Origin of the sequence: Paenibacillus sp. NPDC056722 (genome assembly GCF_042790635.1) — a bacterium.
GTDB lineage: Bacteria > Bacillota > Bacilli > Paenibacillales > Paenibacillaceae > Paenibacillus_AQ > Paenibacillus_AQ agri.
The window spans coordinates 226,342-251,458 of the sequence record NZ_JBHTYV010000008.1 but is presented as its reverse complement, the minus strand read 5'-3'; the positions used below and the strand labels follow the sequence as shown (position 1 = coordinate 251,458).

Sequence of the window (25,117 nt, the reverse complement as noted above, 5' to 3'; positions counted from 1 at the left end):
CGGGCTCTGATAAGTTGGGATATGCAGGCTTTGCTTTGTATACAAAGGCTGGTAGGCCCAGACGATAACAGAGAGACGCAGGCTAAGCAGCAAAAAGAACGGCACCGGGATATCCCGGTGCCGCTCTTGGTGTTCAGTGCGAAATCTATGATTACGCTTGCTCTGTGCCTGTGTAGATGTGCACGGCATCCCGCAGGAAGGAGGCCAAACCAGGCTGGTGCTTGTCATAGTAGGCTGTGAAGCGTTCATCATCCACATACATTTGTGCCACTCCGGCATGGGCTTCCTTCGAGTAGGTGTCCCAGTAGAAGTAGAGCCACTGGCGGTGGAGATCGGCTGCTTTCTGAGCGGATGCACTGGCTGGGTCACCCTGCTCCATAGCCTCTTCCAATACCTCAAACATTTCTTTTTCCAGCTGCTGAATGGCAGCGTATTGTTCTTCGCTCATACCTTTCAGTTTCCGGTTGGAACGGTCAATGGCCTCATCACCATATTTCGCACGCGCTTCCTGCCCGTAGGTCTGCTCGTTGTCCTCAATCAGCTTTTGTTTAAAGCCTGCGAATTTTTCCTCATTACTCATCATTATTCTCCCCTCCGTTTGCGCCAGAGTCTTCTCGACACTTTCGATTAACAGATCCAGCTGTTCTCTTTTTTGCAGTAGCTTGTCGCGGTGTTCCTGCAGTGCTCTGGCCCCGTCGAAGGACGGTGCTGTCACCAGCTCTTTAATCCGGTCAAGGCTTAGGCCGAGCTCCCGGTAAAAAAGAATCTGCTGCAGCCGGTCCACCTCGGCCTGACCATATATGCGGTATCCGGAAGAATTGATTCTGGCCGGCTTCAGAATTCCGAACTCATCGTAATACCGCAACGTTCTTGTACTGATTCCGGCGAGTGTCCCTAGCTTTTGCACTGTGTATTCCGTAGTAATCCCTCCAAAACGCTGCTCATTTGGCTGTCCAGCGGCCGCTTCGAACACCCTTTGTATTTCGTCAGCTTAAGCTTAAAATCAATGTACACCTTTACGTAACGGCAATGTCAAATGGTTTTTTGCAAGGAAATTTACGAATGAGGAGATGATTGATGGCATGAATCATTCATAGCCTGAATAATGAGGGAGAATGCAAAACAGCGGCGTTATCCCGCAGGATCACCGAATGGAATCACTGTAAGGAAACTGCCGCTGTTCTTATTGTTGGTTGTTTAATCAAAAGACCGGAAAAATAGAATACGAGAAGGAACTACTTCTTAGCGTTCCCCACTTGTGCTTCGAAAAACGCCTTCAGCTCCGCCAGCTTGCGGGGATCGGCAAGAGTATTCTTGTCGGAGAAGTAATGCTCCTCCACCAGCTCCCAGGTCGGGACGACCTTTTGTGAGGTCATTGCCTTGATGGCAATCTTGACGGTCTTGCGCTCCCTTGCGTTGGAGAAGGTGTCTACGTAATGCTGTGCCCGTTCCAAGTCCAATTCGCTGAATATAGCACTGAAAATCTCCGACGTCATCCGGGCATCATCCAGCGCCCGGTGTGCAGATCCGGTAGCCTCCAGCTCCAGGAGTGCCATTGCGCCCTCGACGCTGATGTCATTGCTTAAGCCGCGGGCGCGGAGCACGCCTTTCAGAAGATCAAAATAGGTGGCGGCCATCCAGTAGGCATCGTCCATTTTGTGCATACGGATATCCTGAATGATCCGCTTCATATCCTCGCCGCCCCAGGTGAGCAGCAGTACGCCGTCCGTGCTTTGGTCAAGCCACTCCCTGAACGCGGTGATGACCTTGGGGAAACGGGCTGCAACGTCAATATCCTCTTGAGGAATGCCTGTTTTTTTCTTGATGAAAGAGTTAAGGGTGGAGAAATATATAGGTTTAATCAGGGATGAGAATTCATCCTTATACTGCAATGAAGAGTCTAGCCGGACAGCTCCAATCTCAATGACCTCCATAGGATGCTCGCTTGCAAACTTGCGGCCGTTGAATTCGATGTCCAGAATAATATAATCCACAGGTACTTGCCTCCGTTTCCTTGACTGACGCTGTAATCTACGCGCCGACCCTTCTATTCTAACAAAAAAAGAGGGGCAACGGGAAATCTGCTGAACCATGCAGGTATTTTTATTGATGCACTTCTGCGGATTGACTTGCGTATGCCCCGCCCCTATGATGATTAATAATATAGAAGTAGCTAAAGACAAGAAGGAGAGAGACACCATGGGCCAGGAGATTGAACGTAAGTTTCTGCTACCGGAATACCCGGAGCAACGAATTGAGCAAGGAGAACTGAAGATTGTGACCCGGCATAGCATCGACCAGACATATCTGGCGATTGACGGAGGTCAGGAGCTGCGAGTGCGCAAGATTTCGGATTTGGACACGGGAGAGGTGTTTTACACCCATACGTTCAAGGATGGTAAAGGCATTCAGCGTGAAGAGATTGAATACCGCATTTCAGAAGGTTTGTACACTCAGATGGTTGAAGCTGTACGGGCGATCCCGCTGGTTAAGGAGCGTATTACCGCCCTCTGGAACGGGGTTACGGTAGAGATTGATGTGTACACCCAGCTGGAGCTGGCGGTGCTGGAGGTTGAATTTGATTCCCTTGAGGAAGCAGAAAGCTTTCAGGCGCCAGACTGGTTCGGCAAGGATGTTAGTACCGAGCGGCAGTACAGCAACAAGACGGTCTGGAAGGAACTTCAGAACAAGGCATTCCGCTAAAGGTGATGCTAAGTCTATTTTCAACAATTACAATACAAAAATAACGGACTTTAGCGCGTAAACGTGTTACTATATAGGGTAAATAAACAGGGGTTCAGGAGGATGAACATGAAGTATATAAGCACAAGAGGCCATGTGGAGCCTAAGGGCTTTATTGATACAGTCTTGATGGGACTTGCGGACGACGGAGGACTTATGGTTCCCGAGCAGATTCCGGCCGTATCCGCGGCTACGCTGGAGGAATGGAGAAGCCTCAGCTATCAGGAGCTGTTCCTGAAAATTTTTTCCCTTTACACGAACGACGAGATCCCATATGAGGATTTAAAAGAACTGGTAGCCACCAGCTATTCTACTTTCCGTTCGCCGGAGGTAACTCCGCTGCATCAGGTGAATGATTCCCTGTATGTGCTGGAGCTGTTCCACGGTCCTACCTTTGCGTTCAAGGATGTTGCACTGCAATTCATGGGTGAGCTGTATTCCTATATCTCCCGCAAACGCGGCGAGATTATCCATATTCTTGGAGCCACTTCGGGCGATACCGGTGCGGCGGCGATCCAAGGCGTACGTGGCAAGGAAGGCATCAAGATTTGCATCCTGCACCCGCACGGCAAAGTAAGCAAGGTTCAAGAGCTGCAAATGACGACGGTGGATGACAGCAATGTGCTGAATTTGTCCGTACATGGCAACTTCGACGATTGCCAGAAAGTCATCAAGGATCTGTTCGCTGATCTGGACTTCAAGGGCCGTTATCACCTGCGGGCAATCAACTCCATTAACTTTGTGCGCATCCTGGCACAGACCGTATATTACTTCTATGCTTATCTGCAAGTGGAAGGCAGTGCCGAGAAGAAGATCAATATCAGCGTGCCGTCCGGCAACTTCGGGAATATTTTCTCCGGGTACCTGGCGAAGCAAATGGGCTTGCCGATCAACAAGTTAATTATCGCAACGAATGAGAATAACATTCTGGAGCGTTTTGTGAATACCGGGGAGTACAAACCGGGGAACTTCAAGAGCACCTACAGCCCTTCCATGGATATTCAAGTGGCGAGCAATTTCGAGCGCTATCTGTATTATCTGTTAGGTGAGGATGCAGAGAAACTGTCCGGTTATATGTCCAAGCTGCAAAGTGAAGGCAAAATCACGGTAGACGGTGAGCTTTTGGCTCAGGTGCAATCCGACTTTGATGCGCTTGGTGCGAAGAATCAGCAGTGTCTTGATACGATTGGCAAATACAAGCAGGAGTATGATTATCTGCTCGATCCGCACACGGCTTGTGGTATTGCGGCATTTGAGGCGTTTAGCGGGACTGGAGAGACTACCATTACTTTTGCGACGGCGCATCCGGCGAAGTTCGATGAAGCGATTCAACTGATCGACATCAAGCAGGAGTTCCCGGCACCTATCGCTGCGCTTTTCGAAATGCCACAGCATCAAACAGTGGTAGAGCATGACAAGGAAGTTATTATCCGTGAGCTTCAGGCCTTTTACGAATAAAATGGATTAGAGTAAAAATCAGAATGGGCTTCGTATCAGTAGATGCGGAGTCCATTCTTTCGTGCGGCGGCACGTACTGTGTGAATTGAAGGTCAAATAAGCGTAAAATTTGTCGGAAAAATGTCCGTAAAAGTAGACAGACCTATCATGGAGTGAGAAAATAGCATATAGAGTCAGTAGAATAAAAAAGGACGGGATCACATCATGACAATTCGATTTGGGGTCATAGGGACCAACTGGATTACAGACCGCTTTGTTCAGGCCGGCTTGGAGAATGAGGAATTTCTTCTGACAGCGGTGTATTCTCGTACGCAGGAGAAAGGCCAGGCATTCGCCGCCAAATATGCGGGAGCCACGATTTATACCGATTTAGAGGACATGGTCTCCAGTAAAGAAGTGGATGCGGTGTACATTGCTAGTCCCAATTCCATGCATGCGGAGCAGGCGGTCATCTGTCTCAATCACGGTAAGCACGTTCTGTGTGAGAAGCCGGCTGCTTCCAACAGTGCAGAGCTTCGGGCAATTATCGAAGCAGCGCGCACTAACAACGTGCTGTTCATGGAGGCGATGAAATCGACCTTTATGCCGAACTTTAAAATTGTTAAGGATAATTTGTATAAACTCGGGCGTATTCGCCGTTATTTTGCAAGCTATTGTCAATACTCGTCGAGATATGACGCTTTCCGTCAAGGGACGGTATTGAACGCATTCAATCCTATCTATTCCAATGGATCTCTTATGGATCTGGGCATTTATTGTTTGTATCCGATGGTAGCGTTGTTCGGCAAGCCGGAGTCTGTACAGGCGGTGGGTGTACTGCTGTCTTCAGGTGTGGATGGAGAAGGAAGTATCGTTATGCGTTATGATGATATGGATGCTGTCGTAATGCACTCGAAAATTGCAGATTCCTATCTCCCCGCTGAAATTCAGGGTGAGAATGGTACAATGGTTATTGATAAAATAAACCAGCCTTATCAGGTGAAAGTCCATTACCGCGACGGAACGGTAGAGGAATTGACCCAGCCGCAGGTGTTTGAGTCCATGTATTATGAAGTGGAGGAGTTCATCCAACTGCTCAAGAATGGTGAGCGGGAGAGCACTATCAACAGTCATGCCAATTCGCTGGCTGTGGCTGAAATTATGGAGGAAGCCAGAGCACAGATCGGACTCCGGTATGCCTCAGATCTATGAATGAAATGGAGGGCCAGGCTTGAAGACATTTAAGAAGGTATATATTGAGATCACAAGTGTCTGCAACCTCGCCTGCAGCTTTTGTCCGCCAACGGCCCGGACGAAGAATTTCATGAAGCCGGACACGTTCACGAAGATTCTCGACGAGATCAAGCCGCATACTAATCATATTTATCTGCATGTCAAAGGCGAGCCGCTGCTGCACCCGCGTGTCGCCGAGCTGTTGGACATCGCGGATACCAAAGGATTCAAGGTTAACATTACGACTAACGGAACGCTGATTCATAAAGCCGGGCCGAAAATCCTGGGCAAACCTGCGCTGCGGCAGATGAACTTCTCGCTACACAGCTTCGACGGGCATGAAGGCTCGGAGAACCGCGAGGGCTATGTGTCGGAAATTATCGCATTTGCCAAGCAGGCAGCTGAGCAGGGGGTACTGATCTCCTTCCGGTTGTGGAATCTGACCGAGGATAATATGACTAATCTTGCGCGTGAGCGTAACCGGGAGACACTGGCACTGCTTGAGGAGGCCTTCGATCTCGATTTCAAAATCGAAGAGAAGGTCATGCCCGGTAGCGGCGTTAAAATCGCGCCGCGCATCTACCTGAACCAGGATCACGAGTTCAGGTGGCCCGCCCTCCACGAGCCGGAGGATGACGGCAAGGGCTTCTGCCATGCGCTGCGGTCTCAGGCCGCTGTGCTGGTGGATGGCACCGTCGTTCCATGCTGTCTCGACGGTGAAGGGGTGATCAATCTCGGCAATCTGCACGAGACTCCATTCTCTGAGATTGTTGAAGGTGAGCGCGCCAACAATCTGTTCTACGGCTTCTCCCGCAGGGAAGCCGTGGAGGAACTATGCCGAAAGTGCGGCTACCGCCAGCGCTTCGGCACCTGAATGCCCGGGATACCGGGCATTGGAGAGGCAGCAAGCCCCCTTGGGAGGAGGGGGCTTGCTGCTTTTTGTTTTGGGATTTATTTGGTTTGCTGCTTTTTGGTTTGTTGCTTTTTGGTTTGTATTTTGCTGCCGGTAATGGTCAGCAGCCTAATGTGTTGCGTTTGGTTAACCATAGTGTAAAGTAACATGGGATATTCCGCTCTGATTTTCAAGTGTGAGGCTGGAGAGGAGGCGTGTCGTATTGTGTTAACGCGCCCAGAGAGCTAAAGATTGCAAATAAGAGCAATTTTGTACGTTAATTTCAGGCATATAGTGTTTTTGGGGAAATTAAGAGCAATTTATGACCTTAATTTTGTGTATTAATCCATTTTGAGGATAATCGAGTAAATTAACATACATTTTTGCCGCTAATCACTCATAAGTCCAGTTTTTCGTGAAATTAAGATACAAATTTGCTCTTATTCTTCAGATATCAGCGAACCCAACCCAACTAGCTCACCCTCTCACCCTCTCACTCACTCACTCACCCACCAACCCACCAACCCACCAACCCACCAACCCACCAACCCACCAACCCACTCACACTTAACATATTTATCTCATGTCATCAGTACCTAAGCCCCGCTGACAATAAGCGTGTCCCGATAGGGACGAAAGCGCTCATACTTCTACCGTTCAAGACTCCTCAACCCTATCGCTTACGTCAGTTGCTCTTAGCGGGTGTCCAGAGGGTGCGACCCTTTGGGGTCCTCCCTTAGGAAGGGAGGGTTTGGGAGGGATGGAAGAACGATTTGGAAAACTAATAAGAAATGAAGTTCAAAGAAGTAATGATGTTAAGGAAGAAATGATGCCGAAGATGAGCAAGAAATGATGCAAAAGAAGCGAGTATGTTTAAAGAGACAGGAAAGGTGTTGATGGTATAGAGGAGGGTTTGGGTGCCCCAAGAAGGTGTGATAAAATAGCCCCATTATGTAGGGATGAGGGAGGCACTTATGCTGAAATCGCTGGAAGCTATTGAGTTGTATCGCCAAGGCAAGCTGGACAGCTTGAAGGATATCGTCTGGCTGAAGTATATTGCCGAAGCAGAGGAACAGATCGTGAATCTGGAGCGGGTGGATTCGCTGCAGGAGCTACGGAACCATAATCCGGTGCTGCAGTATGTTGAGCGGAGCCTGAAAGTGTTGGATGGATTGGCCGTATCCTACTGGATCAAGGACCTGGTAGAAGAGACTCTTGTCTGGTCAGAAACAGCCAAAGGGGGCACGCTACGTCAGCGCCACCGCTGGCAGGAGGAAGGGATTAATTGCTTTGTGCATAATGTCGGCTCGGCGCAGCTATACCGGCGTCATCTGGTCAGTAAGACATGGAGTGATGAAATGGACTCTGTGCCACAGGATCACACCAGGGATATGTCTGAGTACAAAACTTTCAACGACTCGGAACCGGAAGATGAATCGTACAATGAGGGTGCGCTTGCTTCAGTGGGGAGGATGGCCGATGAACTGAACGGTGCAATAGATATTTACCCGGCCAGATTTACCCTCGTCCATCGCTTGATCGGAACGCACGGATTGATCGGCCAGCAGATTCGTGGTGAGGTTCCGTCATCCGCGAACTTGCCACTCTATGACATTGTGCAGGAAGGGCTGCTGTCTCCGGAGGAGCTGGAGCGTCTGCTGCTGACACTGAACCAATGTATTATCGGGGCTGTTTCAAAGGATCTGTGGGAGAATGTGCGGCAGGAGGTGCAGGAGCTAGTTACTACGATTTGTTCAGGAATGTTGTATGAGGATTGGTCGATGCAGGAAAGACTGCGCAGAATGCGTTCTGGTCCGATTGCCCGGGGAGAGGATTTTGAAGGAGAATGGCTTCGTCTGGAAAAGGAAGCGTTCTGCACCAGCCGCCTGGAGTTATTGAAGGGTATCACCTTCTGGTATGTCGAGTCGGCCCTGCAGACGTTCTCCTTTGAGCAGTTCGCGAAGATCATGTTGCTGGCAGCGGGCAGTGGAGAAATAGAGGCTTTGAATCATATCAGCTTTGAACCCGTGATGAACAGCATCTATTACGACTATAAGGGCATCAAGAAGATTAATGTCTACAAGAAGCGGATTATTGAGAAATACCTCACCGGTCTGAAGTGGGAGGAACTGGCGAGTGGCACTGCGGCTTTTGGAAACCCCCATCTAAGCCACTGTCTGTATCGCAAAGCTCATTTGCCGGATACGGTTTTCTTTGAATTCAACTTCTCCCCTGCTGCAGAGAAGCTGATCGAATTTTGCATTGAGGCGGAAAAATCAGCGCTTTATGAGCGGGCTGTACTTATGTTGTTCGATCTGTTTGAACTGCGCCGGGATGCCTTTGATCGTTTCCATAATGAGGATGTCTATCTCAGCCAAATGAACGGGACGGCCGATTACAAGGCTGTGATTCTGGAACACATCACTGGCAGCAAGGTGCTGGATATCGGTCCAGGCGGTGGTGTGCTGCTGGACTTGCTGGAAGAGCGCATGCCCGGGATAACTCCGGTGGGGATTGATATCTCCAGCAATGTGATTGAGGCGCTCCAGCAGCGCAAGCAGCGGGAAGGGCGCCGCTGGGAGGTACTGCAGGGCGATGCGCTGAACCTGAAGCATTTTGTCGAAGCCGGATCAGTAGATACGGTTATCTTCTCGTCTATTTTACATGAGTTGTATTCATATGTACCGCTGAATGGTGTCAAGTTTAATCATGATACAGTTGCGGCTGCGCTTCGCAGCGCCTTCGATGTGTTGTCCCCTGGCGGCGCCATCATTATCCGTGATGGTATTATGACTGAACCTGTGACTGACTTACGGCGGGTGCGTTTCCTGGAGGCAGACGGAATGAAGTGGCTGGAACGGTACGCCAAAGATTTTCAGGGCCGCATGATCCAATATGAACAATTGGATGAACATGAGGTACATATGCCCGTGAATGATGCTATGGAATTTCTGTATACCTATACTTGGGGAGCAGAAGCTTACGTACATGAGGTGCAGGAGCAATTCGGTTATTTCACACCATCAGCTTATGCCGAATTTATTGGGCGGACTTTAGGTGAGGAGGCCACGATTGAGGTGCTCCGTCATTATTTGCAGGAAGGCTATACCGAGGCATTGCAGGACCGGGTAACCGTCATGGATGAGAATGGAGCCGTTGTAGCGCTACCGGACAGTACTTGCTTTATCGTTATCCGCAAAACTGGATGATTTGGTGTAGTATGCAGGATGTAAGTACATGTGAAGGGCAGGCTGAGGCGTTGGATAAAGTATCGGAGATCTGGAAGGCCGTAGATGGATTGTCTTTAAAAGAGGCCAAGTTGGCACTGAAGCACATTCTATTACAAGCAAATTTGGCGAAGAGTGACGAAGGAATCAAGGCGCAATTGTACGACAATTTAACGCAGCTGTATGACGAACTGATGACACCTAAGCCGGAAATCCAAGTTCGGGAGCCGGACAGTGATGCAAAGAGAGTACACATCGTATTCGGCGAATCCATGGCTGGGAGCTTGAAGCAGGCCTTTAAGGGAATGGGTTTGGTAAATACGGACGTAGTGACTGCGATCCCTGATCTCCTGTCTATTGGGCCAATCACGCATCTTCATGAAGAAACAGGGCAAGAACGAAGGTATCAATGGTTCAGCGACCATCTCAATCTGGGTGATAGTATGGACGGTAGTGAGTTTGGTGAATATTGCCGTGAAAGCCTGAGGGAAATTGCCAATATTCCGGATCAGGCTGAAGTCATGATCTGGAGCAGTAGCAACGCCCACGAGCAGATAGGGTTGCGCTTTGCTGCTTATTTGCTTAGAGATAAACCAAACAGGGTCTATGTTTGTAATCCGGCTGAGCTCTGCAGCCGAAGATACAACACTGAGAATTATAGGATCGACTACATGCATTCTGGCGAAATTCCAGCTGAAAAACTGCAAGCTGTTTATGAAGAAGCTGTGGCCAGTCCTGCTTTAAGCACGGAACTCAGGCAGGATCTGGAACAAGAGTGGTTAAGCTTGGCACAACAAACTGAGGTTCTACGGATCTGGATAGACGGACAGATACGCCCTGTTGATGCAGCCTATTTCGATGATTATATTTTGAAGACTACAGAAGGGTTACATCGTTCCAGAGGGAATGGGGATTTTATCAAAGCCGCAAGAGTTATCGGTGAAGCTTACGGACAATCTGACCAATACATTGGTGATATATATTTTGAATATCGGCTACGGCACTTAATCTACAGTGGTGAGTTGGAGATCAAAGGCGTACCCAAAGCGATGCGATATTACAGTGTAAGACGCCGGGTATAAGAAGAAGATAGTCCGCATTAAAAATCCGGCCTCGAGAGTGAGGCCGGATTTTTTGCAAATGCCAGGGGTCACCATTTTGCGACTGCTCGGGTCGCCAGTTTGATGGCCCGGCGGGGCTGATCGGCAGGGCTTGATATCACACACTAATGAGGCTCAGTGCAGCTTGCGGAATTGGTCCGGTGTCGTGCCAGACTGCTTACGGAAGGTCGCTACGAAATGGCTGACATCGCGGAAGCCGACCCGCTGCGAGATGGTTTTGACGGTCAACTGGCGCTCACTAAGGAGCATCTCCTTGCTCTTGCGCATGCGCAGCCGGACAAAATAAGCATAGGGTGACAGTCCGAAGGTCTGGAGGAACAGACTGTTCAGGTAACGACCGGACACCCCAAGTTGGGTGGACAGCTCCAGCAGTCCGATATCCGGGTTGCCATAGTGGATGTCCATCCATTTTAACAAGGGTTGTAGCTTGTCGAGATTGCGCGAAATGGTAGTGTTGTTATGAAGCTGTCCGTATTTGCTCAGAGTTAAGAGAAAACGGTACGCGTCACTGGAGGCCTCGAGGCCAAACATGTCACCGCCTGCGTCATGGCGGTCCAGCATCTCTTCCAGCATGTACGAGAGTGGAGCTTCACTCTCCCAGCGGTAAAAGGCGTTATCCTCCATCCCGAGTGTCTCCAGGATTTGACGGATAGAATTACCGCTGAACGTCAAATAATAGGTGTGCCAGCTATCGGTGACCCCTTCGTAGCTATGGGGAATATGAGGGAGAAGCAGGACGCCACTGCCTTCTGTCAGGGCGATCGTCTTATTGTCAAAATGAATCACCCCTTCACCCTGCGAAGTCTGAATCCAGTGATACGTATGGTAGCCATCGGGGCGTACGATTTTCTCCTGATCCGGGTAGTGGCCCATGCTGTCCAGCGAGACCGGCAAATGCTGTCCCCCCTCGGGGGCGAATACAATTCTGCGGTGCGTGGCTGCTGCCAAAGCACCCACCTCCTTTAGTTCTATATTATTATACTGATGGTCAGAAATTTTATATTTAAAGGGAGTGATTAACCGTTTACAATAAATATATAATTATACTATAAAGGATGTGCCAAGCATGATCAACGATAAATTGCCGAAGATTTGGTACGGTGGAGACTATAACCCTGAGCAGTGGGACGCCCCGACATGGGCCGAAGATGAGCGTATGTTCAAACTGGCTGGCATTGATGTTGCAACGATAAATGTATTCTCTTGGGCTATGCTTCAACCCGATGAAGATACGTATGATTTCTCTTTCCTCGATGCCCAAATGGATCGTCTATATAAGAGTGGTACGTATGTCTGTCTTGCAACATCCACGGCTGCGCACCCGGCTTGGATGGCACGCAAATACCCTGAAGTTACTCAAGTTGATGTGAAGGGTAGAAAGCGTAAATTCGGCGGACGCCATAATTCTAATATGAATAGCCCTATCTATCGTAAATTTGCTGAACGTCTAGCAAGCAAGCTGGCAGAGCGCTACAAAGATCACCCAGCATTAGTCGCTTGGCATATCAATAATGAGATTAGCAACTACGATTATTCAGAACAATCTGCGGCTGCTTTCCGTGTATGGCTGAAGAAGCGTTACGGCTCCCTTGATGTGGTAAACAAGGTGTGGAATACTCGTTTCTGGGGACATACATTCTACGACTGGGATGAGATTGTTCTCCCGAGCGAGCTGAGTGAAGAATGGGATGGCAATAATACGAACTTCCAGGGCCTTTCCCTTGATTTCCGCAGATTCATGAATGACGCACATCTGGAATGCTATTTGCTTGAATACAATGCGATTAAAAAGCATTGTCCGAATGTACAGATCACTACGAACCTGATGGGCTTCTATCCAGGGCTGAACTACTTCGAATGGGCTGAGCATCTGGATGTGATCTCTTGGGATAACTATCCTGCATTGGATACTCCAGTTAGCTTTACTGCCATGTCGCATGATCTGATGCGTGGACTCAAGAGCGGACAACCGTTCATGCTGATGGAGCAGACACCAAGCCAGCAGAACTGGCAGCCGTATAACTCCTTGAAGCGTCCGGGCGTAATGCGTCTGTGGAGCTATCAAGCAGTAGCTCACGGCGCGGACACTGTGCTGTTCTTCCAGCTTCGCCGTTCTGTCGGTGCATGTGAGAAGTACCATGGTGCAGTAATTGAGCACGTAGGTCATGAGCACACCCGTGTCTTCCGCGAGACTGCAGAGCTGGGCAGAGAGCTTCAGCTACTGGGCGATGAACTGCTGGATGCGCGAGGCGAAGCTAAGGTCGGTATTCTGTACGACTGGGAAAACCGCTGGGCGGTTGAATTGTCCAGTGGGCCTTCCGTCGGCTTGGATTATGTCAATGAAATTCACAAGTATTATGACGCCCTGTACCAAGAGAACATCGAAGCCGATATGATCGGTCTCAAGGAAGATTTCTCCAAATACAAAGTGATCATTGCTCCGGTGTTGTACATGCTCAAACCGGGTGTAAAAGAGAAGATCGAAGCTTTCGTGAAAGCAGGTGGTACGTTCGTGACTACCTACTTCAGCGGAATCGTCAACGAGAACGACATTGTTACCTTGGGCGGATATCCGGGTGAACTGCGCAATCTGCTTGGTATTTGGGCTGAAGAGATCGACTCTCTGCTGCCTGAAATGAGTAATGAGATTGTGATGGAGAAGAGCTGGGGCGAGCTGAACGGTTCGTACAAATGTAACCTCCTCTGCGATCTGATTCACGCTGAAGGTGCAGAAGTACTGGCCCGCTATGGTTCCGATTTCTACCAAGGCATGCCGGTATTGACTGCCAACAGCTTTGGTGAAGGTAAAGCTTATTATGTGGCTACCAGCCCGGATGCGGCGTTCCTGCGCGGATTCCTTGGCAACCTGTGCGCGGAGCAGAACATTCTTCCACTGGTGAAGGCACCAGAGGGAATCGAATCCGTACAACGGGTGAAAAATGGCGTATCCTATCTGTTCCTGCTGAACCATACGAATGGCGAATTGAGCGCCGACATTGGTTCTACAGAGCGTACGGACTTGCTGACAGGCAACAAAGTCAGCGGTACAGCGGCAATTCCAGCACATGGTGTGCTGATCCTGTCCGACAAGAAGTAAGACAGATGTATACAAGGGCGGCTTCACGGATGCGAATTATCGCATACCGGCAGCCGTCTTTTTTTGCGGAAAATGTAGATACGCTTGGTCTGATGATATCGGAATGAAGAGTGGGGAGTCTCCAGAAATTGGATGCTGCCCATTTTTTCATGCCAATTTGACTGCACGGAGAATCGTTTGCTGGCATCCCCAATTTATAACATGCCTTCATGTTCTTCTCAGCCCCGCAAAAAGTATGCGGTTTTCCTACATCACATATTCGGTGAGGGTCATGCTACAGCTGTGTTAAGGTAAGCGGGTACGGTTTATTGGGACAAAGATCACAGAACGACGGGGGTTGTATGTTTGATGAGTAGAGAAGGTGGCGGTACGGGGATGCGTACGATCAACTGCTATTTATACGATAACGAGGCTATTACTTTTTTGCTGCAGGGCGTAATTCGGTTTGTTCAGGCCAGAAGGCTGATGAATGTGATTTTTCAGAGGAGCTGGACACACGGATTCCATATGAAAATAAGCTTTCCCGCCGCTGAAGCGGACAACGGGCTTGAATCTGTTATTCGTCGCCTGGCGGAGCGCTACAGCCGGCCGAGACCGCAGACCGAATATGATGATTACGAGAACATCCTGCACAAACTGGCCCAGTTGGAGGGTTACACCGGACAATACCTTCCGCTACGCATAGATGGCGAAGTGACTGTCGTGGAGGAGAAGGAGTTTCAGCACAAAAATGCTATTGGCAGCTTCAAGATGAATTATGAGATCGAGCTGCTCAAAAGCCAGCTGCTGGTAGACCTGTTCGATACATGGACAGCTCTGTCCGCTGAACGGCAAAATATTGAATGCGCCAAAATATTTTTGATTAATGTCAATCGCTCTGCGGGAGGATTGAGATACGGATATTTGTCGCTGCGCGCCAATCTGGAATATATCAAAGGTCAGATGGAGCTGTCTAGCAAGCAAAACGGCGCGGATTGGAATATTTGGGAGAACCTGTTCAGCCGAACTGAAGAAGAGCAGCAGTTTATTCAAGTGGGTTTGCGGCGGTTTGCCGAAGGGAAATATGAGCGGGAATTCATCTTTAGTCGCTTACAGATTTTCATAGATTGCCTGCTTACGATTCTTAATCAGGCGTTCGAGGAAGGGGAGATAACATTTCAGAAGCTGCTGGAGGGCAGTGACTTCATCCAGAGGTATGATGCACTCAATGACTTTCACTTGATCTATCATTCACTGGAGGATTTCCAGAAGCATTGCCACGACAGAGGTTTTATCATCTACCGGATGATCGACTCCATCCTGTATTCTCTAATGTCGCTTCTTCAAGTATCGCCTGTCCGGAAGCAGCGGATTTCAGGACTGGTTGCGGAGACCGTGGAGCAAGGTCTGTCTTTGAACTGGCGCGAAGCATATCTGGAGCTCAGCGCGATGCTTATGAATGGAGAAGCAAATGAGCGAATGGTTCACTAGAGTTCTAAGGAAGGTAACTTTACTTTATAAGTAAAACTATGGAATAAAAATACTATATCAGATAAAATAGAGATTATATACTATCTATATAGTTCGATATAGGAGGAATATCGTGGAAGATGGCGCTATGAAGCTGGCAGAAGAGATGGAAGCCCAAGTACTCCGCAGTTTTGCCGAAGACTACCTGTACGAGGCAGCACTAGCCTCCGTAAAGGTAAAGGCGACGGAATCGTTAATGTGTGGGAGAATGACGCTGCTGCATTATCGGATGTTCGGCGGCGTTGGGGATGATATATATCGTGCGGCCGCTGCAGTGGAATTTATGATCCTGGCACTCGATATTATTGACGATATTCAGGACGATGACCACAAGGCTATGCCATGGAATGATTTGCCGAAGAATATTGCGTTAAATCTTGCGATCGCTTTCTTGACGCTCTCCCATGAGACGCTTCTACGCTGCCGTTTTCCCTCCGAACATATTCATAAAGCCGCAATGTACCTGAGCCGACAGGTGATAACAGCAACCAACGGCCAGACGCTGGATCTGCTGAACACGATCTCCACAGAGGAAGAGTACATCACCATGGTCAAGCAAAAATCGGCTGCACTTTTGGTTTGTGCCTGCATGATCGGCGTGATCCTGGCAACGGGCGATGTCTCCCCTCATGTAGAGGAATACGCAATGGAAATAGGCGTTTCGGCGCAGATCAAGAATGATTTCCGGGACCTTTTGAACTGGGATCATAAAAGTGACTTTCTTCAGCGTAAAAGAACACTTCCGCTCCTGTTCCTGCTCTCCTCGATCAACCAAGAGGACGAGCGCTGGGTGGCTGATTACTTTGAGGGCCGTCTGGAGCTCAGCGATATTCAGCACCGAAGTGAGGAGTTTGCGGTCATTGTGGAACGAACCGGAACATCCATGTACGCTTCCTTCCGGGAGCGGTCCTCCTATTATCATTTTCGCGAGATTCTCGATAGCATGGGGCTGGAGTCCCCCTGGAAACAGGCGCTGATTGCTGCTGCGGAATAGCCCGGGCAATATACCGCAAAGAGGTTTGCGGGAAATACGGGACAGGTTGTCGTTTGAGGATAGAGTCAAACCTGATATATTGGGTTCAGAAAGTGCAGTCTACTATCCTATTAGGAGGAATTTAATATGTTGAAAGAGATGTTTCAGAATATCGTGAAGAACCCACAGGCCCAAGTTCAGTTCCAGAGTGGACAGCTTCAGCTGGCAGGTATGACGTCATGGGAGCGCAAGGCACTGATGGATATTATCCGGAACGAAAAGCCAGGAAATGTTATGCGCACCAACCGCTATTGGTACTAAGAAATAATAACTGCTGTGATGGAGGCTTGTACCCTTGCCCAGATTGCGCACCAAACTTAAATTAATAATTTTCTTGCTTCCATTGCTGCTGTTGGTACTCTATTTGAGCAATGTTGTACTGAACCAGCAGAAGATTGGAGTCAGTGTGCGCATAAGCGATCTTGGACAAGTTGTGGTGGCCGAGATTGACGGGGATAGTTGGGCCAACGGCCAGTTACAGCAGGGGGATATTCTCACCGCTATCAATGGAGAGGCAGCGGCTGATTACGAGCTTGTCCAGAAGTATAAAGTGATTGAACGGGCAGAGACGCTTGATGTGATCCGCAAGGGAAATGAGGGGGAAGCCGCAAGGCTTCACTTTATCGTAGAAGGCAGGATATCCAATTGGAGTCTGATCCTTCACCTTGTGTTTCCAAGTGTCTCTTTGCTGTTGTTTCTCGTCTTTTCTTTCCAGGTATATTACAGACAAAAGCATGATCGGGCAGCAAATATCCTAATATTGTTCTTTCTGAGCACTGGTCTGAGTTATTTCAGCTCCACGGCTTCCGGTCTGGTCGATCCGGTAGGCAGAATTACCTTGGGATGGAGCTTTTCCCTACTGCCGGTTTTCTTCGCTCATTTCATGAGGGAGTATCTCGCACGCTATAAGGAGGATTTTATCTCTCTTATTTGCCTAAGAGTGCTATATTTCATGGCTTGTGTGGCGGGAAGCATTGTCACTCTAAGTGCTTTAACCGATTATTCTATGCTTTTAATGGAATCGAAGGTACTGCTGGTCTTCTTCAGCTCCACGAATGTATGGATTGTCTGCAAGCTGATCGCCAAATATTACAAACACCGTACAGGTGAGCTGCAGGTCCTGTTCAAGTTTACATTGACTGGACATGTGCTTGCTTTTTTACCGTTCTTGCTATTTTACAGCGTACCCGAGCTATGGGGAGTTCCAGTGGTGCCAGCCGAGATTTCGGCCGTGTTTTTATTCGCTATACCGGTAGTGTATTTCTATCTGTTTATGACGCGGCGTCTTTTTGATATTGATTTTGTACTGAACCGTTTTTTGTACTATACGGCAATTTCATTTATTCCAGCGGTGCTCATTATCGGGCTAATGGTTGGAATTTTGAAGCAATCACAGTATACCTGGCTGAAATGGGTACAGATCTTTCTGGTGGTCTATTTTATTCTGACGGTGTTCCTCTTTGCCAAGGAATTCATAGATTTCCGTTTGCGGCGCAGCTTTCTGAAGGAGTCTTATAATTTTCAGGGCAGCATTGAACGGTTCTCCAAGCAGGTCTCTCGGGTCATGAAGATTTCCGATTTAGAACAGGTGCTGGTACGTGAGATTCGGGCGATTCTTCCGGTGAGGGAACTGGTCTTTCTGAAGCTTACTTATGACCAGGAGACAGGATATCATTCGCTTACGGGGACGGAGCGGCTTAAGCCGGAAATTGTTCGTAGTCTTCAGGAACGGGCTCTGCATCCAGCTGTGGGCGAACTGATTGCGTTGCCGCAAGGCGTAGGTCTTGTCATCGGCCATTACCGTATGACTCATGAGCTGCTGTGGATCGATGACAAAGACAATCATACGAGCCTCAATTTGGATGAGCGCACCTGGCTGCAGACGGTTGCGCATTACTGTGGAATTGTCTACGAGAATCTTTATCTGATAGAAGGTCTGATTGAGGATCTTGAGGCACAAATGAAGGATCAGCAGGATGTGCCGTCCTGGGTGCTGCGCCTGATCTTTACCCTTTCGGAGAATGAGCGGAGAAGGCTGGCCGCTGATTTGCATGATGCCGCGCTTCAGGATCAGCTGATTTGGTACCGTAAGCTGGAAGCACTTATGCTTGATTATCCCATGAAGGACGAACTATGGAAGCAGTTGGAGTTGATCAAGGAAGGGCTACTCGATGTGATTCATCAGATTCGCCAGACCTGTAATGAGCTGCGTCCACCGCTACTGAACGAGATGGGATTGATTGAAGCTCTGGAGCAGTTGTTCGCAGAGGAACGGCTTCGTTCGAATTATTCGATCTCATTGCAGACGAATATGACGTCGATCGAATTAAATGATTCACAGATTCTTGCGGTCTACCGGATTGTGCAGGAGCTTCTTCGCAACGCAGGCAAGCATGCCCAAGCCACCGATATCCAGATCGAGCTGGAGCAGAGGGGGGAGCAGGTGTTTTTTCATTACAAGGACAATGGACGCGGATTGGAATTGTCCAAACTGCAGGATTCCTTCAGGCATATGGGAATATCGGGGATCAAGGAACGGGTTCGCAGCTTGGACGGAGAGGTTAGCTTTTTCTCTGAATTGAACAAGGGATTTGAGGTTCGCCTAATGTTCCCACTGGTGCCGACATCGAGAAATGGGGAGGGAGGAGATTCAGATGATCACCATCTTGCTGGTTGACGATCATCCGTCTGTTTGCGAAGGAACCAAAAATATGATTGAGCAGGACCCTGACATGCAAGTCACGGTTTGTTACACTTCCGTTGAGGCTTTAGAAATGGTAAAAACGCAGCAGTTTGATGTTATGCTGTTCGACTTGAACATTCCCGTCATTAGCGGTCTTGAACTGACCAAACGGATGCTGCAGATCAATCCTGACTATTGTATTCTGATTTATACCGGCTATGAGCTTAGCCCACATTTTAACCTGTTGGTGGAAGCCGGTGTTTCGGGCATGGTCAGCAAGACTGCAACGCGTGAACAACTACTAAGTGCTATCCGCTGTTCCCTCAGAGGTGAGGCGGTAATTCCTATCCCTCTTCTGCGGCAGCTGCGGCGCAATGAAGTCCGATTGTCGACCTCCCGGGAGGACCGGCGTCTGGAGGAGGTCTCGATCAATGAACGGGAGCAGGAAATTCTCCAGCAGGTGGCCGGGGGCAGCAGTAACAAGGAGATTGCCGGACGGCTGCTGATGAGTCAGCGAACGGTGGAATATAATTTGACGCGTATCTTTGAGAAGCTGGGAGTCCGATCGCGATCGGAGGCGATTATGGAAGCCAAGCGGCTGGGGCTGATACATACAGGGGATTTCTTATAGAGAGCACTCGTACCCTCCGTGAGGTGGATGCTGGTGCTTCTTTTTATGGGATGACTGTTGGTTTCGATTAGTTAATGTATTATATAATGTTAAGAAAAGCAGCGGAGAGAAAGAGGCAAGGTATGAAAACATTGTTAGTGACAGGCTATCGTGCGCATGAACTCGGGATTTTTGACAACAAGCATCCAGGGATTCCTTATATCAAAAAAGCCCTTGCCGCCAGGCTGCTTCCTCTTGTGGAGGAAGGGCTGGAATGGGTAATCACACCGGGTCAATATGGTGTCGATCTCTGGGCCTGTGAAGTGGTGCTGGAGTTGAAACGGCAGTATCCGAACCTGAAGCTCGGCATTATTACCGCCCATGCGGCACCGGAGGAGAAGTGGAAGGAAGATAAACAGAATGAATACCGGCGTATCGTGGCTGGTGCGGACTATTACGGTGCGGTTAGTAACGCTCCCTATGACGGAAGTTGGCAGTTCCGTGCTAGAGATGATCTGCTGTTCCGTAAGAGCGACGGCATCCTTCTGTTCTATGATGAGGAGGCAGCGGAAGGCAGCCCGAAATTCATGAAGGAGAAGGCGCTTAAGCTTCATGCGGAAAGTGACTATGGATTGTTATTGATTCATGCGGATGAAATCCAGAATATTGCGGATGAAGAGGCCCGAAGCGACTATGAATAACAGAATATGTGATCAGTTACGCGTATGCTTCTGCCGAGTATATATTATGTGTAATTGGGAGTGAAACGCGAAAAAAATATTTTTTTGTTAGAAAATGTTCTTATCTGGGTAATAGCTAACATATAAATAGTTGGCATATGCTTCCATGAGCATTTGTCATATACCAAAACACTCAGGAGGATCATGAACTTGAAGAAATGGACTACTGTATTACTAGGGGCGATTTTAACTATCAGTCTTACCGCGTGTGGAAACAATGAGGGAGCCAAGAACGCGGTCAACGCGTCTGACCCAACGGCAACCACAGAATCGAATGCAGTAACAACAAACGGGGATGCCAAATCGGGAACGCCGACTGTTGAAGAATTGATTCAAAAAACTACCGAAGCCAGCCAAACTCTCCAGAGCTTCGCGATGGAATCAAAAATTGAGCAAAACATCAAAATGAAGCAGGGCGAAACTTCGCAGGATCAAAAAGTGAATATGACGATGACATCTGAAATCATTAAAGAGCCTATGCAGATGCATCAGGAGATCCTGATGGACCTGGCGGGCCAGGGTGAACAGAAGATCGAACAATATATTACGGCAGACGGGATCTATACCCATACTGGGGAAGAATGGATGAAACTGCCGTCCGAGATGACTGCCCAAATGACCGAAATGGTAAAGGAATCGGGTAGCCCGGAGAAACAACTGGAGCAGTTTAAGTCTATTGCCAAGGATACCAAGATATCTGAAGAAGGAGATACCTATCTGCTAACGGCTGAAGTATCCGGCGATAGCGTGAAGGAACTGGCTAAAAGCTATCTGGACCAGGCGAGTAACGGGGATCCGCAAATGACAGCACTGATGGAGCAAATGAACATCAAAAGCATGAAGATTTCTTATGCTGTCGACAAGAAAACCTACCTGCCTACTAAAACAAATGTAGATATGGTAATGGATATGGAAGCATCCGGCCAGAATATAAGCCTCGACATGAAAATGACCGGGGACCTTTCAAAGCATAACGAGATCAAGGAAATCAAGGTTCCAGACGAAGCGAAGAACGCACAAGAGGTGCAAATACCGGCAGCCTAGTAATCGCTACGCTTGAAAAAACAGCAAGTCTCCAGAGGATTGGAGGCTTGCTGTTTTGTATTGTGGCAGCTTGTTGCGTGTCTTCTTAGAAACCAAATGGCGACAAGCCCCCGAAGAAGCCTCCGATCGCTCCGGCAATGACAGATGCAATCAGCTTATAGAAGATGTAAGCCGTAATGCTATTGGCAATCGCTAGCGTGAAGAGGGTGTCGATCGGCCCGGCGGATGTCCTTATAGGATATTGGAAGATGGCCGCGTTCAATGCAACAAAGATGAAAAGATACGATAAGAACAGCAAATACATAGAGAATGTAGTCAGACTCAGTGCAAGAAAAACAATAGCAAGCAGTAGAGCGGCTACCGCTGGGATTAGTAGTGTGCCGAACCGCGCTAACAGCAGCTTTGGGTCAAAGCTCACTTTTTCCAGCCGCAGGATCGCGTAGCCGGCTCCATACGCAATAGCAAGCCCCAATACGGTCAGTAGTAGCGGCTTCAAAAAGCCGGGGCCTATGGCTGGCGTGATGCTCCATTTTAAGAACCAAGTCAGAAAATAGAGTGAGGATAGAACCGCAACCAGCGACAGTGTAATGAGGGCATGCTGGAATTGTGCTGACCCGACGGATAACATGGTACGGTAAGGACGGGCTAGGGTACTGGCAAAAAAGCTGTAGTATTGTTTGCTCGCTTGCCTGGCTTGTTGAACACGTTCATCCTGAAGCAGTGTGTTCCATTGCTCGGTAACCGAGCTCTGCTTTTGGGATGGTTCCGGATCTGGCCTCTGACCTTCGGGATTATTGAACGGTGTTCCACCTTCCGGATTATTCATGGATGTACCTCCTTCTTGAAATGGAAATTCGACTATTTCGTTAAGTATATGATGATCTGCCTGATTATTTCATGTTGAATATTCAGTTATCGCAAGCCATCCTTCAGCAAAAAAGCCTGCTAGCTCCAACAGCATAAAGCTGTGGGCTTGCAGGCTTTTTCCGAATGGGGCCGCTGTCGAACAGGTTATCCGTTCGACGGAGCAAATCCTTCTTCTACCAAGTACTCTTCGGCTTCATCCACCGTTTCAAAGGCCATTTCCAAGTTGAGATCCGCATAGAGATACCACAAATCATCTTCCAGTCTCAGTGTAAGGGTATGACCTTCATCGTTCACCCAGCGGGTCTCTTCTACTGATGGAGCCTTCTTCTTGCGCTTATTGACCACTGGAGCTTCCGGCTTGCTGATGGACAAAGAGGCGATCGAGGCATCCAGCAGGGTGCGCAGTTCGTCCTCCGAGAAGTCGCGGATGTTAACTAGGCCCTTGCTGTCCGTCTCATATCCGCGCAGCAGTCCCCCATAGACAAAGCCATTGCCGTTCGGATGCAAGTGATAGGCCACGGTCTTTTTCTCATGCCGGCTTTCTTCGTAATGGTAATTCACGCGTCCAAGCGATACATTATTGCGCTGGAGCTGCGGGTAAGAATCAAGAATATTCAATTTCTGTTCAAATGTCAGCATCTATAAGCCTCCGGTTTCATTGTGCAAGTGATTATACCATGACTGGCCTGTAGCAGACTACTTCTAGCGCCCGAGCGGCAGTTCTAGCAGGAAGGTACTGCCTTGCTCCGAGCTCTCCAGCAGGTCTAGACTACCTCCCATGGACTCGGCTAACAGGCGGCTGAAGGTGAGGCCGAGGCCTAATCCGCGGACAATGCTGTTCTTCTCCCGGCTGCGGACAAAAGCTTCGAACACCTGGGATTGCATGTCAGGGGCGATGCCCGTACCATTGTCCGTCACGGTGATCTGGGCGGTGCCCTCCGGCTGCTCCCTTAGCTCCAGGGTCAGCTGCAGCTTTCGACCGGTCTCTCCGGCTTGCACGCTATTGTTCAGCAGATTTACAATGATTTGCTGGATGCGTAGCGGGTCTCCCAGCAAGTACAGGGGCTGAGCCGGTAATATCAACATTGGCTCACAGACCTCTTCCGCTTGCGTCAGCTTCCATTGATACACAACCTCGGAGAGCAGGGGGATGGCTGCAATCCGGTTGTGGCGAATCGGAACGATACCGGCAGTCAGCGCATTATAATCCAGTAGATCTTCAACCATGCGATGTAGCTTGTCAGCTTCCAATAGGGCAATATCCAGAAATTCTTCGGCCTCCTCGTTCTCAACGACACCTTCCCTTACCGCATGAATAAGCCCCTTGAAGGACGTGACTGGAGTCTTCAATTCATGGGATACCCCTGCCAACATAAAGGCCCGGGACTCCTCAAACTGCTGCAGCTTGCCAGCCATGTCTTGAAACGACACGATCAACTCGTTGATTTCCCGCTCCTTGGCACCCTTCTGAAGCTTGATATTGTATTCTCCACTGCTGATCTGGACTGCGGCGGCGGCAACGGTCTGGACCGGCTTGGCCAGCTTGCGGGACAGGAGGTAGATGGTTAGCCAGCTTAGGATGATCAGGAACACTTGAAGCAGCCCGAAGAAGAGGACCTCATTTCGTGGAATATGTTTGAGTGATCGCACCGACTGCAAGACAAATACTTTGCCCAGCATACCCTCTGGCCCACTAATCGTCGCAGCGGCCGCCCTGTATTCCGGGCTCCGGGCATTGTTCAGGCTCTCATTAAGCTCCATACGCATGCGTTCCTTGCTCATCTGCGGGCTGGAGAATAACATTTCACCGCTCTGATCCAAGATAATGACACACATATCCGTATTCAGCTTGAAGAACTGCTTTCGATTCTCAAACAAATCTCCGAGCCGAGGCGAAATGTTGATGGAGCCATCCTTGACACTAAGGTCGGCAAATTCCTGAGCGAGCAATGCAGTGGTCTGCATTCGGTTCTCCATGGCCTCCTGCTGAATCCACCAGAACGTGGCAGCTGTGGTGATCAGTAGGCCAATGCTGATAATTAACAAATAACGGATGGTCCAATAGTACAGGATTGAGGTACCTTTATTCAGTTTGTCCATAGCTGGTACCCTGTACCGCGCAAGGTGCGGATTTCCCCTTCGCTGGCAGGCCAGTGCGACAGGGCCTGTCTGAGTCGTTTGATCGATAGATCCACGGCGCGGTCGCTTCCGTCATAATCCATTTCCCACACATGCTCAAGCAGTTGATCCCGGGTGCAGATCTGGTTCGGCCGTTCGGCCAGGAATAGCAGTACAGACATGTCGCGCGGGCTGAGACTGACCTCAGCTCCGTTAAGGAAGACACTTCGGGCGCTATAGTCAACGAACAGACTGCCAAAATGCCGTTTGCGGCTGCCATCGGACCACTGGGAAGGACGTCGCAGCACAGCCTTGACCCGGGCCACAACCTCCTCGGGGATAAATGGCTTGGACATATAGTCATCCGCTCCGCCGTCCAATCCGGCGAGCCGGTCCTTAATGCCGCCTCTGGCCGTTAGCATAATGACAGGGCAGCTGCTTTTGGCGCGGATATGGGTCAGTAGCTCGAAGCCATCCATATTTGGCATCATCACATCCAAGAGAATCAGGGATGGGGGATTTAAGGTAAAGGACTCCAGCGCCGCGCGTCCATCGGACGCCCGGGTGACGCTGAAGCCTGCTTTTCGCAAATAAGCGCTGAGAACACGAGAGATGGCCTCTTCGTCCTCTACAATCAGAATGGACTGCATGATCACAGAGCCTCCTTCTAAAAAGTACACCAATTTTATCATAATCATGCTGGCGCTGCTTTGACTTCTTCCCGACATATTCCTTTGTTAGAATGAGGACTGGCCTTATAGATA

Annotated in this window: 21 protein-coding genes; 14 read left to right on the top strand and 7 right to left on the bottom strand. The window is 49.2% G+C overall.

Translation table 11 applies throughout. From position 1 onward, the window contains the following. Window positions 1-151: 151 nt before the first annotated feature. The gene (locus tag ACFRAM_RS19985; protein ID WP_379467348.1) at window positions 152-973 is read right to left on the bottom strand and encodes a MerR family transcriptional regulator; all 822 of its coding nucleotides are present in this window, start codon (window positions 971-973) and stop codon (window positions 152-154) included. Between the two features lie 262 nt (window positions 974-1,235). Then, window positions 1,236-1,994 (bottom strand): 3'-5' exonuclease, encoded by a 759-nt coding sequence (locus tag ACFRAM_RS19980; RefSeq protein ID WP_379467347.1) that lies wholly within the window; start codon window positions 1,992-1,994, stop codon window positions 1,236-1,238. Window positions 1,995-2,199: 205 nt separating this feature from the next. On the opposite strand from ACFRAM_RS19980, the gene ACFRAM_RS19975 reads away from it, so the two are divergent. The 6 genes from ACFRAM_RS19975 (at window position 2,200) to ACFRAM_RS19950 (ending at window position 10,613) form a co-directional block, all read left to right on the top strand. Continuing rightward, window positions 2,200-2,703, top strand: coding sequence for a CYTH domain-containing protein (locus tag ACFRAM_RS19975; RefSeq protein WP_175369741.1), 504 nt, complete (start codon window positions 2,200-2,202; stop codon window positions 2,701-2,703). A 108-nt stretch (window positions 2,704-2,811) separates the two neighbouring features. Continuing rightward, complete coding sequence (thrC, locus tag ACFRAM_RS19970; protein WP_379467346.1) at window positions 2,812-4,200, top strand: threonine synthase; 1,389 nt, start codon at window positions 2,812-2,814, stop codon at window positions 4,198-4,200. Window positions 4,201-4,404: 204 nt separating this feature from the next. Next, a complete protein-coding gene (locus tag ACFRAM_RS19965) occupies window positions 4,405-5,391 on the top strand; it encodes a Gfo/Idh/MocA family protein (RefSeq protein WP_379467345.1) in 987 nt (328 codons plus the stop codon). A gap of 19 nt (window positions 5,392-5,410) precedes the next feature. After that, window positions 5,411-6,286 (top strand): radical SAM/SPASM domain-containing protein, encoded by an 876-nt coding sequence (locus ACFRAM_RS19960; protein ID WP_379467344.1) that lies wholly within the window; start codon window positions 5,411-5,413, stop codon window positions 6,284-6,286. 992 nt (window positions 6,287-7,278) lie between these two features. Then, on the top strand, window positions 7,279-9,513 hold the full coding sequence (locus ACFRAM_RS19955) for a class I SAM-dependent methyltransferase (protein WP_379467343.1): 2,235 nt from the start codon (window positions 7,279-7,281) through the stop codon (window positions 9,511-9,513). A gap of 50 nt (window positions 9,514-9,563) precedes the next feature. Beyond that, on the top strand, window positions 9,564-10,613 hold the full coding sequence (locus ACFRAM_RS19950) for a DUF1835 domain-containing protein (RefSeq protein WP_379467342.1): 1,050 nt from the start codon (window positions 9,564-9,566) through the stop codon (window positions 10,611-10,613). A 153-nt stretch (window positions 10,614-10,766) separates the two neighbouring features. Here the strand turns inward: ACFRAM_RS19950 and ACFRAM_RS19945 are convergent, their stop codons facing one another. Further along, the gene (locus ACFRAM_RS19945) at window positions 10,767-11,600 is read right to left on the bottom strand and encodes an AraC family transcriptional regulator (RefSeq protein ID WP_246317398.1); all 834 of its coding nucleotides are present in this window, start codon (window positions 11,598-11,600) and stop codon (window positions 10,767-10,769) included. Window positions 11,601-11,718: 118 nt separating this feature from the next. On the opposite strand from ACFRAM_RS19945, the gene ACFRAM_RS19940 reads away from it, so the two are divergent. From ACFRAM_RS19940 to ACFRAM_RS19905, 8 genes are all read left to right on the top strand, one after another. Then, window positions 11,719-13,749, top strand: coding sequence for a beta-galactosidase (locus ACFRAM_RS19940; RefSeq protein WP_379467341.1), 2,031 nt, complete (start codon window positions 11,719-11,721; stop codon window positions 13,747-13,749). 348 nt (window positions 13,750-14,097) lie between these two features. Further along, window positions 14,098-15,219 carry a hypothetical protein gene (locus ACFRAM_RS19935; protein WP_379467340.1) on the top strand — a complete coding sequence of 374 codons (1,122 nt, stop codon included), beginning with the start codon at window positions 14,098-14,100 and terminating at the stop codon, window positions 15,217-15,219. Window positions 15,220-15,331: 112 nt separating this feature from the next. After that, entirely contained in the window at window positions 15,332-16,252 is a 921-nt protein-coding gene (locus ACFRAM_RS19930) for a polyprenyl synthetase family protein (protein ID WP_379467339.1), read from the top strand. Between the two features lie 126 nt (window positions 16,253-16,378). After that, a complete protein-coding gene (comX, locus tag ACFRAM_RS19925) occupies window positions 16,379-16,552 on the top strand; it encodes a competence pheromone ComX (protein WP_175373822.1) in 174 nt (57 codons plus the stop codon). A gap of 34 nt (window positions 16,553-16,586) precedes the next feature. After that, window positions 16,587-18,968 carry an ATP-binding protein gene (locus ACFRAM_RS19920; protein WP_379467338.1) on the top strand — a complete coding sequence of 794 codons (2,382 nt, stop codon included), beginning with the start codon at window positions 16,587-16,589 and terminating at the stop codon, window positions 18,966-18,968. Then, window positions 18,946-19,605, top strand: coding sequence for a response regulator transcription factor (locus ACFRAM_RS19915; protein WP_379467337.1), 660 nt, complete (start codon window positions 18,946-18,948; stop codon window positions 19,603-19,605). Before ACFRAM_RS19920 ends, ACFRAM_RS19915 begins: the two co-directional genes overlap by 23 nt. Before the next feature lie 122 nt (window positions 19,606-19,727). Next, complete coding sequence (locus ACFRAM_RS19910; RefSeq protein ID WP_066377098.1) at window positions 19,728-20,285, top strand: SLOG family protein; 558 nt, start codon at window positions 19,728-19,730, stop codon at window positions 20,283-20,285. A gap of 189 nt (window positions 20,286-20,474) precedes the next feature. Continuing rightward, window positions 20,475-21,368 (top strand): DUF6612 family protein, encoded by an 894-nt coding sequence (locus tag ACFRAM_RS19905; protein ID WP_379467336.1) that lies wholly within the window; start codon window positions 20,475-20,477, stop codon window positions 21,366-21,368. Window positions 21,369-21,453: 85 nt separating this feature from the next. On the opposite strand, the gene ACFRAM_RS19900 is transcribed toward ACFRAM_RS19905, so the two are convergent. The 4 genes from ACFRAM_RS19900 to ACFRAM_RS19885 all read right to left on the bottom strand — a co-directional run bounded on the left by ACFRAM_RS19900 (window position 21,454) and on the right by ACFRAM_RS19885 (window position 25,003). Further along, window positions 21,454-22,194, bottom strand: coding sequence for a hypothetical protein (locus ACFRAM_RS19900; RefSeq protein ID WP_379467335.1), 741 nt, complete (start codon window positions 22,192-22,194; stop codon window positions 21,454-21,456). 185 nt (window positions 22,195-22,379) lie between these two features. After that, window positions 22,380-22,874, bottom strand: a complete 495-nt coding sequence (locus ACFRAM_RS19895) for a hypothetical protein (protein WP_379467334.1) — start codon at window positions 22,872-22,874, stop codon at window positions 22,380-22,382. Window positions 22,875-22,937: 63 nt separating this feature from the next. Then, a complete protein-coding gene (locus ACFRAM_RS19890; RefSeq protein WP_379467333.1) occupies window positions 22,938-24,335 on the bottom strand; it encodes an ATP-binding protein in 1,398 nt (465 codons plus the stop codon). After that, window positions 24,323-25,003 carry a response regulator transcription factor gene (locus tag ACFRAM_RS19885; protein WP_379467332.1) on the bottom strand — a complete coding sequence of 227 codons (681 nt, stop codon included), beginning with the start codon at window positions 25,001-25,003 and terminating at the stop codon, window positions 24,323-24,325. Before ACFRAM_RS19885 ends, ACFRAM_RS19890 begins: the two co-directional genes overlap by 13 nt. Window positions 25,004-25,117 lie beyond the last annotated feature (114 nt).